The sequence below is a fragment of the Serratia sp. JSRIV006 genome (assembly GCF_019968685.1).
Classification (GTDB): Bacteria; Pseudomonadota; Gammaproteobacteria; order Enterobacterales; family Enterobacteriaceae; genus Chania; species Chania fonticola_B.
Window position 1 is genome coordinate 3,093,460 of the sequence record NZ_CP074137.1, and the last position, 14,636, is coordinate 3,108,095.

At 53.0% G+C, this 14,636-nt stretch carries 14 protein-coding genes and 2 tRNA genes; 7 read left to right on the forward strand and 9 right to left on the reverse strand.

Annotated elements, in window-relative coordinates:
• Positions 1 to 152: 152 nt before the first annotated feature.
• The 4 genes from KGP16_RS14285 to rssA form a co-directional block, all read right to left on the reverse strand.
• The gene (locus tag KGP16_RS14285; RefSeq protein ID WP_021806601.1) at positions 153 to 1,163 is read right to left on the reverse strand and encodes an NAD-dependent epimerase; all 1,011 of its coding nucleotides are present in this window, start codon (positions 1,161 to 1,163) and stop codon (positions 153 to 155) included.
• A gap of 9 nt (positions 1,164 to 1,172) precedes the next feature.
• Positions 1,173 to 2,516, reverse strand: a complete 1,344-nt coding sequence (locus KGP16_RS14290) for a UDP-glucose/GDP-mannose dehydrogenase family protein (protein WP_021806602.1) — start codon at positions 2,514 to 2,516, stop codon at positions 1,173 to 1,175.
• Positions 2,517 to 2,897: 381 nt separating this feature from the next.
• The gene (rssB, locus tag KGP16_RS14295; RefSeq protein ID WP_037376114.1) at positions 2,898 to 3,911 is read right to left on the reverse strand and encodes a two-component system response regulator RssB; all 1,014 of its coding nucleotides are present in this window, start codon (positions 3,909 to 3,911) and stop codon (positions 2,898 to 2,900) included.
• Positions 3,912 to 4,016: 105 nt separating this feature from the next.
• Positions 4,017 to 4,928 (reverse strand): patatin-like phospholipase RssA, encoded by a 912-nt coding sequence (gene rssA, locus KGP16_RS14300; RefSeq protein WP_223499884.1) that lies wholly within the window; start codon positions 4,926 to 4,928, stop codon positions 4,017 to 4,019.
• A 146-nt stretch (positions 4,929 to 5,074) separates the two neighbouring features.
• Between rssA and KGP16_RS14305 the strand changes: the two genes are divergently transcribed.
• The 7 genes from KGP16_RS14305 to KGP16_RS14335 all read left to right on the forward strand — a co-directional run bounded on the left by KGP16_RS14305 (position 5,075) and on the right by KGP16_RS14335 (position 9,467).
• Positions 5,075 to 5,533: a YchJ family protein gene (locus KGP16_RS14305; protein ID WP_059200970.1), complete on the forward strand. Its 459-nt coding sequence runs from the start codon at positions 5,075 to 5,077 to the stop codon at positions 5,531 to 5,533.
• A 37-nt stretch (positions 5,534 to 5,570) separates the two neighbouring features.
• Positions 5,571 to 6,419 carry a formyltetrahydrofolate deformylase gene (gene purU, locus KGP16_RS14310; protein ID WP_021181219.1) on the forward strand — a complete coding sequence of 283 codons (849 nt, stop codon included), beginning with the start codon at positions 5,571 to 5,573 and terminating at the stop codon, positions 6,417 to 6,419.
• A 212-nt stretch (positions 6,420 to 6,631) separates the two neighbouring features.
• Positions 6,632 to 6,716: transfer RNA gene (locus KGP16_RS14315), tRNA-Tyr, on the forward strand.
• A 127-nt stretch (positions 6,717 to 6,843) separates the two neighbouring features.
• Positions 6,844 to 6,928 (forward strand) — tRNA-Tyr (locus KGP16_RS14320).
• Positions 6,929 to 7,548: 620 nt separating this feature from the next.
• A complete protein-coding gene (locus KGP16_RS14325) occupies positions 7,549 to 8,121 on the forward strand; it encodes a TIGR00730 family Rossman fold protein (protein ID WP_179247562.1) in 573 nt (190 codons plus the stop codon).
• A gap of 102 nt (positions 8,122 to 8,223) precedes the next feature.
• Entirely contained in the window at positions 8,224 to 9,027 is an 804-nt protein-coding gene (xthA, locus tag KGP16_RS14330) for an exodeoxyribonuclease III (protein ID WP_021806607.1), read from the forward strand.
• Between the two features lie 44 nt (positions 9,028 to 9,071).
• Positions 9,072 to 9,467, forward strand: a complete 396-nt coding sequence (locus KGP16_RS14335) for a pyrimidine (deoxy)nucleoside triphosphate diphosphatase (protein WP_223499885.1) — start codon at positions 9,072 to 9,074, stop codon at positions 9,465 to 9,467.
• A 30-nt stretch (positions 9,468 to 9,497) separates the two neighbouring features.
• On the opposite strand, the gene KGP16_RS14340 is transcribed toward KGP16_RS14335, so the two are convergent.
• The 5 genes from KGP16_RS14340 to KGP16_RS14360 all read right to left on the reverse strand — a co-directional run bounded on the left by KGP16_RS14340 (position 9,498) and on the right by KGP16_RS14360 (position 14,585).
• Positions 9,498 to 9,779 (reverse strand): DUF1496 domain-containing protein, encoded by a 282-nt coding sequence (locus tag KGP16_RS14340; RefSeq protein WP_223499886.1) that lies wholly within the window; start codon positions 9,777 to 9,779, stop codon positions 9,498 to 9,500.
• Positions 9,776 to 11,701: a DNA topoisomerase III gene (locus KGP16_RS14345; RefSeq protein ID WP_021806609.1), complete on the reverse strand. Its 1,926-nt coding sequence runs from the start codon at positions 11,699 to 11,701 to the stop codon at positions 9,776 to 9,778. The genes KGP16_RS14340 and KGP16_RS14345 overlap by 4 nt, the downstream gene beginning before the upstream one ends.
• Positions 11,701 to 12,819 (reverse strand): tRNA 2-selenouridine(34) synthase MnmH, encoded by a 1,119-nt coding sequence (gene mnmH, locus KGP16_RS14350; protein ID WP_223499888.1) that lies wholly within the window; start codon positions 12,817 to 12,819, stop codon positions 11,701 to 11,703. The genes KGP16_RS14345 and mnmH overlap by 1 nt, the downstream gene beginning before the upstream one ends.
• Positions 12,819 to 13,862, reverse strand: coding sequence for a selenide, water dikinase SelD (gene selD, locus KGP16_RS14355; RefSeq protein WP_021806611.1), 1,044 nt, complete (start codon positions 13,860 to 13,862; stop codon positions 12,819 to 12,821). The genes mnmH and selD overlap by 1 nt, the downstream gene beginning before the upstream one ends.
• A 171-nt stretch (positions 13,863 to 14,033) precedes the next feature.
• On the reverse strand, positions 14,034 to 14,585 hold the full coding sequence (locus KGP16_RS14360) for an NAD(P)H nitroreductase (protein ID WP_059200975.1): 552 nt from the start codon (positions 14,583 to 14,585) through the stop codon (positions 14,034 to 14,036).
• Positions 14,586 to 14,636 lie beyond the last annotated feature (51 nt).

The window sequence follows — 14,636 nt, forward strand, 5'->3', positions numbered from 1 at the left end:
TCAAAAGGCTCCCTATGGGAGCCTTTTTGCTTTGCAGCCACGGTAATCCCCCTGACCTTCACACGAGTTATTCCGGTTGACTAGCAAAATTCTCATGTACAGGAAAAGAAAAAGGGGCCAAAGCCCCTTTATTCTACCCTTCTATCGTTCGGTTACTGAACGTTATAAAACGCCCGATACCAATCAACAAACCGTTTAACCCCTTCATCAACGCTAGTCTCAGGTTTAAACGCGATAGTCTGGTACAGCTCCTCGGTATCCGCGCTGGTATCCAAAACGTCACCAGGCTGCATCGGCAGCATATTTTTGCGCGCCGTGATACCTAACGCAGCCTCCAGGGCATGAATATATTCCATTAACTTAATAGGGCTACTATTGCCGATATTATAGACATGGTAAGGCGCAGAACTGCTGGCTGGAGACCCTTGTTCCACCGTCCAATTGGCATTGGGTTGAGGAACAATGGCCTGCAAGCGCACTACCGCCTCGGCAATATCATCAATGTAAGTAAAATCACGATGCATCTCACCGTGGTTATATACATCAATGCTCTCACCGGCCAATATCGCCTTGGTGAATTTAAACAGCGCCATGTCAGGACGCCCCCAAGGGCCATATACGGTGAAAAAGCGCAGGCCAGTGGTTGGCAGACCATATAAATGCGAATAGCTGTGCGACATAAGCTCATTGGCTTTTTTCGTCGCAGCATACAGGGATATTGGGTGATCGACAGAGTCATCCGTCGAAAACGGTAGCTTGCGATTCAGGCCATAAACCGAGCTGGAGGACGCGTACAGCAAATGCCCAACCTTATTATGCCGACACCCTTCAAGAATGTTCAAATGGCCAATCAGGTTAGAATCCGCATAAGCCAAAGGGTGATCCAGCGAATAACGCACCCCGGCCTGGGCGCCGAGGTGAATGACCCGCTCAAACTGATGTTCAGCGAACAGCTCGGCAATTCCATTGCGATCGGCCAAATCCAGTTTGATAAACTGAAATGCTGGCTGATTAGCCAGCATGTCGAGCCGTGCCTGTTTCAGGCTGACAGCGTAATAATCATTCAGGTTGTCGATACCGACAACCTGATACCCCATGGCTAGCAGGCGCTCCGTTACGTGATAACCAATAAACCCTGCAGCGCCTGTAACCAGGAATTTCATGCTCACCTCTTAAATGACCGGCTTAATCGATGCGCCACGACCAATACCATAATAAGTAAAACCGCGAGCTTGCAGTCGTTCTGGATCATACAGGTTACGGCCATCAAAAATGACAGGCTGCTTCAAGGCTGACTTAATCGCATCAAAATCCGGAGCACGGAAATTCTGCCATTCGGTACAGATCACCAACGCATCGGCTCCCTGTAACGCCGCCTCCTTGGTACCCATCAGTTTCAGATCGGCACGTTGCCCATAGATACGCTGCGCTTCAGCCATGGCTTCCGGGTCATAGGCTTGCACGCTGGCGCCTAACTCCCACAAGGTTTCCATCAGCACGCGGCTTGAAGCTTCACGCATATCGTCAGTATTAGGTTTAAACGCTAGGCCCCACAGCGCGAAGGTTTTCCCTTTTATATCATCAGCAAAATGATGCTTGATGAACTGGGTCAGCTTATATTTCTGCTGGTTGTTCACCTGCTCTACCGCTTGCAACAGTTTCGGTTGATAACCGATATGTTCTGCGGTGCGGATTAACGCCTGAACGTCTTTCGGGAAGCAGGAGCCGCCGTAGCCACAGCCTGGATAAATGAAGTGATAGCCAATACGTGAATCCGAACCGATCCCCTGACGCACTTTTTCAATGTCCGCACCCAGCATCTCTGCCAGATTGGAGATTTCGTTCATAAAGCTGATTTTGGTCGCCAGCATGCAGTTGGCGGCATATTTGGTCAGCTCTGCGCTGCGGATATCCATCAGGATCATGCGGTCGTGATTACGGTTGAACGGCTCATACAGCTCACGCAACGGCTCAATGACGTCTTTGTTGTCTGTGCCCAACACAATACGCTCAGGGCGCATACAATCGGCAACAGCGGCCCCTTCCTTGAGGAACTCTGGGTTGGAGACGACATCAAACGCCAAGTCGCTGCCGCGCTTGCGCAGCGTTTCGGTCATCACTTCACGAACTTTATCAGCGGTACCTACCGGTACGGTTGACTTATCGATCACCACTTTGCGGTCTGTCATATGTTCGGCGATGGTGCGTGCCACGGCGGTGACATATTTCAGATCGGCAGAACCATCTTCGTCCGGTGGCGTTCCCACGGCGATAAACTGGATAGCGCCATGAGCAACACCGGCTTTTGCATCGGTAGTGAAATGTAGACGACCGGCTTCATAGTTTTGCTGTACCAACGAGGTCAGGCCCGGTTCAAAGATCGGAATATTGCCTTTTTTGAGGTTTTCGACCTTCTGTTCATCGATGTCGATACACATGACATCATGACCCACGTCAGCCAACACGGCTGCCTGTACCAGGCCAACATAGCCAATACCGAAAACGGTTACTTTCATCGGGAAGTCCTAATTTTCAAATTTAACAAAAAGTTATCAAGCTACTTCTGTTTGTCCGCCGCCCTAGGCCGCAGCCAAACCAACAATTCTTTACCCGTGTTGGGTGGTCTTTTCGTCTCGACACGCTATGGGTCAAAGAGCTCACCAACGAGCTTATCACCCGCAAATGGCTACTGAAGTCCTGACGATCTTTCTAAGTAGCTCTCTTTTCGCTCTCAAATTGCGCACTTACTCCGCCATACGAAAAACCCGCAAAGTATACCAGCTTAAATCCGCTGAGTATTACCCCAAGCTCAAATAGCAATAAATTAAGACAACTACCTATGGAAACGACGTTAATGGAGAATAGGCAGAGGCAATTGCTGGAGTTCCATTGATGATTTATTCAGCACTCAGCATCAGACGTAACCGACCGCCGCTCCCCCAGACTTGGCACTGCCAGGCATCACAGCGTTGGCTTATTTGATTCATGTAAGTGGTGCCAAGCGTGCCCAAGGGGACGCCATTACTTAATTGAATCAGGTTATCCCCTGTATTTACATTGGCATGCAAACCGGCAGAGGCCAGCACCAGATTCTTATATTCGGCATGATAATAGCCCACCAACAGCGGAAATTGGCCTTCCAACTTGCCTTGGCGCAATAATTGGTTAACTTGTTTTAACAATGCAGACATTTGCGGCAGGCGATGCTGTTGATTGGCTAAATGATCTTGTAGTAAGCCGTTGAATAAAGCACGCAACAGCAAGGCAGCCATCACGCCATTATCTCCCGCACGGGTGACATCCAGGCAATAAAACGCCAGGTCTTTATCCGATAGCGCCGCGATATCCAGCACCAACCCCGGATTTTCGCTGGTGGTTAATTGCCGATAATTAATACGGCAACCGGCAATAGACTGCTGCACGGGTGGCTGTAACTGCTTGAGTAATCTCACGGCCTCGGAGGGGTTTTGGCTTAATGCCTGCCAATCCTGAAACAGCTCAGCCTCTTCGATCGCCTGCGAAGTAAACATATTAGGATAGAGGCAAGCCAGTACCGCTTCGCGCAGCCGATTGAGATCGCTCAACGGTTTCAGCAGCACATCCTGAACGCCGAGCCGCAGCACCTTGGCGATATCCGCCATTTTATCGGTCGCCGAGATCACCAATACCGGGATCTTTATCCCTTGCAAGCGCAGATGCTCAACAAACTCGATGCCGTCCATTTCCGGCATGGCGAGATCGCACAGGATGAGATCGGGAGCGAACTCTTCAACCGCACTCAACGCCACAAGGCCATTGGCCGCCTCGCTGGTTTGTGCTCCCAAGGATGCAAGATAACCTACAAGCACAGAACGGAAAACCTGTTCGTCCTCAACGATTAAGATGCGCTTGCTTATCAGTGGTAATGCCATCGACCCAGCCTCTTCCCTTTTGATGTTGTAATAGTGGCTCATAATGAGCACTTGTGCCTGTCGAAAACACGCCCAATAGCATCATTCCACCCTAACAAATGGTAATCATTTATTTTTTATCAATGGTGCCAAAACATCTATCTGTTTTTCGACTGCCAAGCGGCCCGCCTCTATCGCCTCGCTGGCGCGATGGAAATCCAGGGTAGATATCTGTGGGCAATACGGCTGGATCAGTACGTCCGGCGGGTCACTGGCCATACGGGTTCGCTTCACTCGATTCTCCAGCATCTGAATCGAGGTGCTCATGATTTCCATCGCCGTGGGGGTGAAGGTGGTTTTCTTCAGCATCATTTTATTCATGCGTTCCCGCAGGCGGTCGCGCCAGTTATTGGCATCGCTAATGCTTGTTTCACTCTGCTCGCGAGCATCATTGCGTACCGAAAACAGATCCTGCTGCATCAGGTGCGCGTCATGTTGCAAATCCACGGCAATCACGATGTCTGCCCCCATCGCCCTGGCCAATGAAATAGGAACCGGGTTGACCAAGGCACCATCCACCAACCAATATCCGTCAAACCAGACCGGTGCCAACAAACCCGGCATGCTGCAGGAGGCACGAATGGCCTGGTGGATATCCCCTTTGGTCATCCACAGCTCACGGCCGGTACTGAGGTTGGTGGTCACCGCACCGAATTTCAATGAGCAGTCGGTAAAGTCGTTAATTTTCAGTATTTGGCCAACGACGTTAAATACGCGTTCACCGCGTAATAAACCACCGCGCTGCCAGGACAGATCCATCAGTCTGATTACGTCCCAGTAGCTGAATGATCGTACCCACTTCTCCATCGCTGGCAACCGATAGCTGGCAAACGCCGCCCCAACCAGTGCTCCCACGGAACATCCTGCAACAATATCGGCTTCGATACCCAGCTTACGCAGTGCGTTAATCACGCCGATATGCGCCCACCCCTTGGCGGCACCGGCCCCTAATGCCAACCCGATTTTAACTTTCCGCATGCTTTGCCTATCCTTTGCTCGGTGAATTCACTCAACCCAATCGCAGGGTACATTGTCATCAACGAATGATGTTAGGTAACATATGCGTTAAATTGATTTTAGCCGCGGCTATACATCGTGCGAGCTAACTACTGAGAGGCGTTATTTTGACTGAGCTATGCCCCTGCGGCAGCGGGCAGGACTACAGCGCTTGCTGTGCGCCCTATATAACAGGTACTCAATACGCTATGTCGCCGGGCATATTAATGCGTTCGAGATATTCCGCCTATGTAAAACGGGATGTGGATTATCTAATTGCGACCTGGCACCCAGACTGCAACCCCGAAGAGTGGCGCAGCGCCATCAGCAGCAGCTTTGGCGATACCGAATGGCTTGGGCTGACGGTGGTAGCGGAAACCGCTGGCAATAGCGCCGATGAAGGGTTCGTGGAATTCATCGCCCGTTCGCGCGATGGAGAAAGCGAGAGTGCCATGCATGAGCGTTCCCGCTTCCTTCGTCTTGAACAACGCTGGTACTATATCGACGGAACCAAACCTCAACCGGGCAGAAATGCCGTTTGCCCCTGCGGTTCAGGCAAAAAATATAAAAAGTGCTGCGGGCAATAAGCCTGCGGGTTCAGAATCAGACGGAATCGACACACTCATGCCACAGCAAAACGTACAAAGAAAAATTTTACGCACCATCTGCCCCGATGCCAAAGGGCTGATCGCCAAGATCACCAACATTTGTTACAAGCACGAATTGAACATTGTGCAGAACAATGAGTTTGTCGATCACCTCACCGGTCGTTTCTTTATGCGTACCGAGCTGGAAGGGATCTTCAATGATACGACGCTGTTGGCCGATCTGGACGGCGCGTTACCAGAGGGTTCGGAGCGCGAACTGCACAGCGCAGGCCGCCGCCGTATTGTGGTGCTGGTCACCAAAGAAGCCCACTGCCTGGGCGATCTGCTGATGAAAAGCGCCTATGGCGGCCTGGACGTTGAGATTGCCGCCGTCATTGGCAACCACACCACGTTGCAGACGCTGGTTGAACGCTTTGACATTCCGTTCCATCTGGTCAGCCACGAAGGGCTGACGCGTGAGCAACATGATCAACAGATGATCGCGCAGATCGACCAATATCAGCCTGATTACGTAGTCTTGGCCAAGTATATGCGCGTGCTGACCCCGGCTTTTGTTCAGCATTACCCAAACCAGGTGATCAATATTCACCATTCGTTCCTGCCAGCCTTTATCGGTGCACGCCCTTATCACCAGGCTTATGAGCGTGGTGTGAAGATCATCGGGGCAACGGCGCACTATGTGAACGACAGCCTGGATGAAGGCCCAATCATTATGCAGGACGTTATTCATGTCGATCACACCTATTCGGCAGAAGATATGATGCGTGCCGGGCGTGACGTGGAGAAAAACGTGCTTAGCCGCGCACTGTATCGTGTACTGGCTCAACGCGTGTTCGTCTACGGTAACCGCACGGTGATCTTGTAATTGGTTAACAAAGCGGTGTCTTTCGTTCACGGAAGCACCGCTGAGAATAAAAAAGCGACAAACAATTCATTTTCTGCATTTCAATGCTTTACACAAGCGCTTCATTTGATATGATGCGCCCCGCTTACCGAGACAGACGTTTCGCAAGCAATGATGTAGTACAAAGGGATCTAGCCGATTCCCAGTAAATAGTAGTGAACCATGAGCATCATGGTGGGGTTCCCGAGCGGCCAAAGGGAGCAGACTGTAAATCTGCCGTCACAGACTTCGAAGGTTCGAATCCTTCCCCCACCACCATTATTTTATGGCAATGAGCAAACAGAGAAATCTGAAGCCTCATGAATCACTCAAAGTAAAGTTGTTTCAGTAGTACCAGAGAGAATTTGCCAACTTTCTGTTCAAAATTAGCAACCATGAATACCATGGTGGGGTTCCCGAGCGGCCAAAGGGAGCAGACTGTAAATCTGCCGTCACAGACTTCGAAGGTTCGAATCCTTCCCCCACCACCATCTCTTTATATACCTCCCCAGTTTTAAATCATCATCTCATTACCATACAGCCCTGAGCAGGGAAGGATGAGAAGCTTCGACCAAGGTTCGAGTCCACGCAGTGGACAACGCGCTTGCGCGGTCATCCTCCCCACCACCATCTCTTATATACCTCCCCAGTTTTAAATCATCATCTCATTCCCATACAGCACTGAGCAGGGGAGGATGAGAAGCTTCGACCAAGGTTCGAGTCCACGCAGTGGACAACGCGCTTGCGCGGTCATCCTCCCCACCACCATCCTTGTATACCCCTCACAGACTAAATATTTCCGTCAAATCATCATGTACCACCGAACCAAATAGCTGCTCCTTATTGTGCTACAGGTGGAAGTCATGCAGAACGCCGACACGCCGTAAACCCGTCCCTGGGGGCTCGCAATCGCGCATCCATGCGCTCAACGGTCGGCTAACCTGCAATGACTCCCACCTGTCTCAAGCCTGGGTGTAGCGGTATAAAACACTACCTAGTTTCATCCCTACGAAGTTATCCTTCCCACCACCATCGCAATACCAATTCCCCTTGAACTAAACCCTACAATTCGCTATACCACTGGCTTCGTTAAAAGCAGCAAGGGAAAGTCATGCGTAACAACATTTGTATCTTTTGTGGTGCCAGCGAGGGTAATAATCCAGCCTATGTCGAACATGCCCGCCAATTAGGTCATCTGCTTGCCACCCAAGGGCGGCGTCTGGTGTATGGCGGTGGTAAAAAAGGGTTAATGGGTGTGGTAGCGGACGCGGTGCTAGAGGCCGGTGGCGAAGCAATAGGCATCATTCCCCAGCGATTGGTCGAGGCCGAAACGGCACACCGTGGCCTGACCGAATTGGAAATCGTCCCTGACATGCACACCCGTAAAGCGCGGATGGCTGAACTGGCCGACGGCTTTATTGCCCTGCCTGGCGGTATCGGTACGCTGGAAGAGCTGTTCGAAATCTGGACCTGGGGGCAAATCGGTTACCACAGCAAGCCGGTCGGGCTGCTGGATGTTAACGGTTTTTACCACCCGCTAAGCCAGTTTTTACAGCACGTCGCCGATCAAGGCTTTATGCGACATGATTATCTCAAGACCCTGCATATCAGCGATTCTCCGGCAGCCTTAATCCAGCAGTTTGATGACTATCAACCGCAGAATTACGACCGCTGGGCGAAATAATCCCTGGCCACCAGCGGCATACTGCCGCTGGTCCGCGTTACATTTTCGGCCAAACTCTGCTACTATCTGAACACATTTTTTCGGATAAAAACGGCAGCGCTCATGAAGTTTGTTTCTTTTAATATCAATGGACTGCGTGCACGTCCGCATCAGTTGGCAGCAATTATCGAGCAGCATCAGCCGGATGTGATCGGCCTGCAGGAAACCAAAGTCCACGACGATATGTTCCCGCTGGAAGAAGTCAGCCAACACGGCTATCACGTGTTCTATCATGGGCAGAAAGGCCATTACGGCGTGGCGTTGCTGACTAAAGATGAACCTCTTGCCGTACGCCGTGGTTTTCCTACTGATGAAGAAGATGCGCAGCGTCGTATCATCATGGCCGACCTGGCAACGCCACAAGGCACATTGACGGTGATTAATGGTTACTTCCCGCAAGGAGAAAGCCGCGACCACCCGATCAAATTCCCAGCCAAAACCCGCTTTTATCAAGACCTGCAAAATTATCTGCAACAACTGCCGGCAGAGTCGCAGGTATTGATCATGGGCGATATGAACATCAGTCCAACCGATCTGGACATCGGTATTGGTGAAGAGAGCCGCAAACGTTGGCTGCGCACCGGCAAATGCTCCTTCCTGCCGGAAGAGCGTGAGTGGATGGGCCGCCTGCTGGACTGGGGTCTGGTAGATACCTACCGGCATGCCAACCCTGAGCGTAACGATGAGTTCTCGTGGTTTGACTATCGTTCGCGAGGTTTCGATGAAAACCGTGGTCTGCGTATCGATCTACTGTTGGCTAACACCTCATTGGCTGCGCGCTGTACCGCCACCGGCATTGATTATCAGATCCGTGGTATGGAAAAACCCTCAGACCATGCTCCCGTCTGGGCCGAGTTTGCACTGTAATCCCCCTGCCCCGATGCACGTCGGGGCGATATAGAATCCAAGCTATGAAAATCATTGATGTCGTTGCCGCCATTATCGAACAAGACGGCAAGATCCTGCTCGCTCAACGCGATAGCAGCAGCGATCAGGCTGGCCTATGGGAGTTTCCCGGCGGTAAGGTCGAAATGGCTGAGAGCCAGCCCCAGGCGCTCGCCCGTGAACTGAGGGAAGAGCTGGGCATTATCGCCAAAGTGGGGAGTTTTTTGGCCAGCAATCAGTGGCCGCAAAAGGAGAGGATTATTCGGCTACATGCTTGGCAGGTTGTCTCCTTTAGCGGGGAATTACAGCTACATTGCCATAGCGCATTTGCTTGGGTTACTCCCGAACAGGCCAGAAACTACCCGCTAGCCCCCGCCGATATTCCCTTGTTGGAAAGCTATATCCGCTTACTATCCGACTAGGGGCAGCCAGTGCCCCTACACACTCTGCAATCACCGCTTGAGGCGGATCCAGATTAACGGATTGGTGCCCGTGACGTTAGGGTCGCGTGCGCACTGCATCATCTCGTCACCCACTTTCAGCAACGCACCTTCAGAATAGTTTTGATTCTGATAAATGCAGCAACGGTTGCAAGGCGGCGGCGTTGCCGTGGTACGTGCGGTGCCCCATATTTCAGGGGAAACCGGCACGACGACATCGACGTTACCACGATTGGCCAATACGCCGGTGGAAAACAATGCCAAACAACCAATCAACAAGGGTATGCGGCTCATTCACTTTTCTCCCGTGCCTTTCCGGCACTTTTTTTACGCTTTTTCGCCCCGGCTGACGGTGCAGGCGACAAGCCACGAAACGCTATACTGGCCCGGCTCTGCTTAGCCTGATAGATCAGCTGTTGCAGCGTGCCTTCCAGCGGTTGCATAAAGTCCTGATAACGGCAGGATTTTTCGCTGATTTGCGTCAACGTAGACTCCCACTGCGCCGTCATATCAGGGCGTGCCGCCAGGTCTGGCAATGAATGGATCAGTGCCCGCCCGGTTTCGCTGGAGTGAATATAGCGCCCTTTCTTGTAGAGGAACGCCCGCTTGAAGAGCAGCTCGATAATGCCTGCGCGCGTTGCCTCTGTCCCTAAACCATCGGTCGCTCGCAGGATTTTCTTTAGCGCTTTATCCTGCACAAAACGCGCAATCCCGGTCATGGCCGACAACAGGCTGGCATCCGTAAAAGGCCGTGGCGGTTGAGTCTGGCGTTCTACCACTTCGCCACGCTCGCACAGTAATTCATCGTCTTTGGCGACAACAGGCAGCGGTGCACCTTCGTTTTCCTCATCACGCTCTTTACTGCCCAGCAAGGTGCGCCAGCCCGCTTCGGCCAGGAAACGTGCCTTGGCGATAAACTTGCCGCCAGCGATATCCAGCTCGATGACGCACTTGCGGAACATCGCATCCGGGCAAAACTGCATCAGATACTGCCGGGCCACCAAACTGTAAACGTTTTGTTCATCCTGGCTCAGGCTGGCCTTGCTGGCACGCGCCGTGGGAATAATCGCGTGGTGCGCATCAACCTTTTTATCGTCCCAACAGCGGTTACGGCGTTCACTATCGATTATTTCCTGTGGATAGAGATCCGGCTGATGTACGCTGATGGCGTTCAACACGGCATGACGCCCTGCAAAGTGTTCCTCTGGCAGATAACGGCAGTCAGAACGCGGGTAAGTGATCAGCTTGTGGGTTTCATACAGCCGTTGGCAAACGTCCAACACCTGCTGGGCGCTGAGGTTAAAGCGTTTCGACGCTTCAATCTGCAGCGTTGAAAGGGAAAACGGCAGCGGAGCGGTATCTGATTCCCGTTTATCATTATACGAGGTGACCAGCGCCGGTGCGCCTTCGATGCGTTTAACCACGTGTTCGGCCAACGGCCGGTGCAGTAAACGCCCCTCCTCATCCTGATAAGGCTCACAAGATTCACTCGGCTGCCACAGGGCGACAAAGCGTTCTTCCTTCGGCGTGACGATATGCGCTTTCACCTCAAAGAAGTCTTTGGAGACGAAGTTTTCGATCTCTTCATCGCGCCGCACCACCAGCCCCAGTACCGGCGTCTGTACCCGCCCAACCGACAGCACGCCGTCGTAGCCCGCGTTACGCCCTAGCAGCGTATAAGCCCGGGTCATGTTGATGCCGTAAAGCCAGTCGGCACGCGCACGCGCCAACGCGGAAACGCACAGCGGGATAAAGTCACGGTTATCACGCAGACGCTGTACCGCACGCTCCACCGCCTGTGGGTTAAGATCGTTGATCAGGCAACGCCGCACGTTCTGGCGCTTTTCCTGCGTCAATGCCAGATAATCCAGCACCTCATCCACCAGCAACTGCCCTTCCCGATCCGGGTCACCCGCGTGGATCACTTCGTCGGCTTCTGCCAGCAGCTTTTTGATCGCGTTCAGCTGCTTGCTGACCGAAGGGCGCGGCTGCAACAACCACTTCTGCGGGATTATCGGTAAGTCGGCCAACGACCAGCGCGCGTAACGGCTGTCGTAAGCATCCGGCTGGGCCTGTTCTAACAGGTGCCCAACGCACCAGGTCACCACATCGTTGCTGCCACAGGCAATAAAGCCGTCACCCCGACGATGGGGCTTGGGTAAGACATCAGCAATGGCGCGGGCCAAACTCGGTTTTTCGGCTATAAACAGTCGCATTATTCACCGTTATTCTGGCTATACGTCATCAGGAACTCTCTGACTTGCGCGTAATTACCGCGAAAGATCACACGTTGGGTTTTCTTCTCTAATTGGTAGCGATACATCGGATCGTAATAGTGTTGCAGCAGCGGCACCAGCCATTGTTGATGCGCTTCGCTTTGGCCAGTGAGCCGTTGTACCTGCAGCGCCGATTCGAGACGCAGCGTCAACTGCTGGAACAGTTCCAGTCCCAGGCGGCGGCGGATGGCAAACAGGCCATGGTGCAAATATTCATCATATTGCCGCCAGCCGTCTTGCTCGCCATAGGCTTGCTCAAAGGCAATGCGCATCCGGTCGATATACTCATCTTGCAGGCGTGCCACTCTCACATCAAACGGATCGTCAATCACCACCAGGGCAGCCTGTTGCATACCATTGAACAGCCCTAATGGGAGATTATTCGAACCGATGATCCGGCTTTCATCCTCCAGCACCCAATGGCGGCAGCCACCGTGCTGTTTCTTCAACATGCACGTAGCCAGCTGATTCTCAAAATTGATTTGGGTGGGCTGTTTCACCAGCGTACGGCCAAAAGACGAACCGCGATGATGAGCGATCCCTTCGAGATCGATACCGGCTGCCAATTCATTAATCAGCAGCGTCTTGCCACAACCGGTGTTACCGCCAACGATCAGCATAGGCAACGCAGCGGCGGCCTCAAGCGCACCGAGCAAAAAATTGCGCAGCGCCTTATAACCGCCTACCACGCGTGGATAGTCAACACCAGCCTCTCTCAGCCACTGTTGCACCAATTGCGAGCGTAGACCACCGCGGAAACAGTAGATATAACCTTCTGGCTGCCGGGCACACTGTTCGATCCAGGTCTGCGTGCGCTGCTCACGCAGTTTACCATTGACCAGGCTGTGCCCAAGAGCGATCGCAGCTTGTTGACCATGCTGCTTGTAGCAGGTGCCCACCGCCTGACGTTCACTGTCGCTCATCAACGGCAGATTAACTGAACAGGGGAATGCCCCCTGCGTAAACTCTATCGGCGCGCGCACGTCAATCAGCGGCACATCCTGTAGAAAAAGGCGCTGGTAGTCTTGCGTATCCTGTCGAGTCTGCACCGTTGACACTAGACAACCTCGATCAGTGGTTTACCCGCCTGTGCGGCCTGCAATTCACCAATCGCGTTCAGCGTGATGCCATGACGGGCCGCTATCGCCTGCACTTCGGCTTCGGCTTCCGGCAATACTGCCAGCAGCAAACCGCCGGAGGTTTGCGGATCGCACAGCAATTGACGTTGCAGATCGCTCATGGCGCCAACCAGGTGACCATAGCTTTCAAAGTTACGCCCGGTACCGCCCGGTACGCAGCCTTCGCTGATATAACGTTCAACATCCGGCAGTTTCGGCACGCATTCGAACCATACGGTTGCCTGCAGATCGGAGCCCTGGCACATCTCGCTAAGGTGGCCAAGCAGGCCAAAGCCGGTAACATCGGTCATCGCCGTTACGCCTGCCACTTCGGCAAAGTCTGCCCCAGGCTTGTTCAACTGGCACATGACCTCAGTAGCCAAGCCTTGGTGTTCGGCCAGCAGTTTGCTTTTCTTCTCTGCGGTGGTCAGCACGCCAATGCCCAGCGGTTTGGTCAGGAATAGCTTGGTGCCTGCCTGCGCCGCACTGTTTTTCTTCACCAGCTCGGTTTTGACGATGCCGGTTACCGCCAAGCCAAAAATCGGCTCTGGGGCATCAATAGAATGGCCACCCGCCAATGCAATCCCCGCCTGCTGGCAAGCATAGCGGCCACCGTCGATCACCTGTTGGGCAACCTCTGCGGGCAGCTTGGCAATCGGCCAGCCAAGAATAGCGATGGCCATGATCGGTTTACCGCCCATGGCATACACGTCGCTGATGGCGTTGGCTGCCGCAATACGGCCAAAATCAAACGGATCGTCGACGATCGGCATAAAGAAATCAGTGGTGCTGATAATGCCCACGCCGTTACCGATGTCATACACTGCGGCATCATCACGCGTTTCATTACCCACCAGCAGATGGGGATCGATAAACTTTTCCTGCTCGCTGTGCAGTATCGTTTCAAGCACTTTGGGTGAGATTTTACAGCCGCAGCCAGCGCCGTGGCTGTACTGGGTCAAACGAATGGCCGGCGATGTCATAGTCCACTCCCTCTGGGTAACAAACGAACGTAAGGATATCACAATGGGATATAGGGTAGCGCTTGCCGAGGGGATTGATAAGAGCAGGTTGGCATTATGCGTGCGACCTGCTCAGAAACAGTACAAAACTGCGGGTTATCGCGCATTCTCGGCGAGCTCCCGCATGGCGGATCAGAAGTAGCGGACGAAAGGCGTACTGTCCGGAGCGACCACTTTAGTTGAACCTTTTAACTGCGGCGTGCCTAGATAGAGGAAACCGACGATCTCGTCCTGCTCGCGGCAGGCGAAGGCTTCGCGCACCAACGGATGCTCTGTCCAGGCACCGCTGCGCCAGATGCCATTAAAGCCCTGCGCCAAAGCCGCCATTTGCATCGCCTGCACCGCGCAACCGGCAGAGACAACCTGCTCCCAGCGCGGCACTTTCGGATTTTCACTGCAATGAGCAACCACCGTGATAATCAATGGTGCACGAAAAGGTGCCTGTTTGGCCTTTTCTACCGCACTCTCATCCAGTTCATCTTGTCTGGCGGCGGCTTGCAGCAATTCACTGAAACGTTGCAGACCCTGATCCTCGATCAGGATAAAACGCCACGGCTGTAACGTACCGTGATCCGGCGCGCGCAGCCCGGCGTTGATGATATTCTGACGTACTTCACCTGCGGGTGCCGGTGCGGTCAGGCGTGACGCAGAACGGCGATTGAGTAAAAGATCCAGAGCATCCATCATTAACTCCTGATAACAATTTTCGTTTAAATCACGTTAACATAGCTCTAC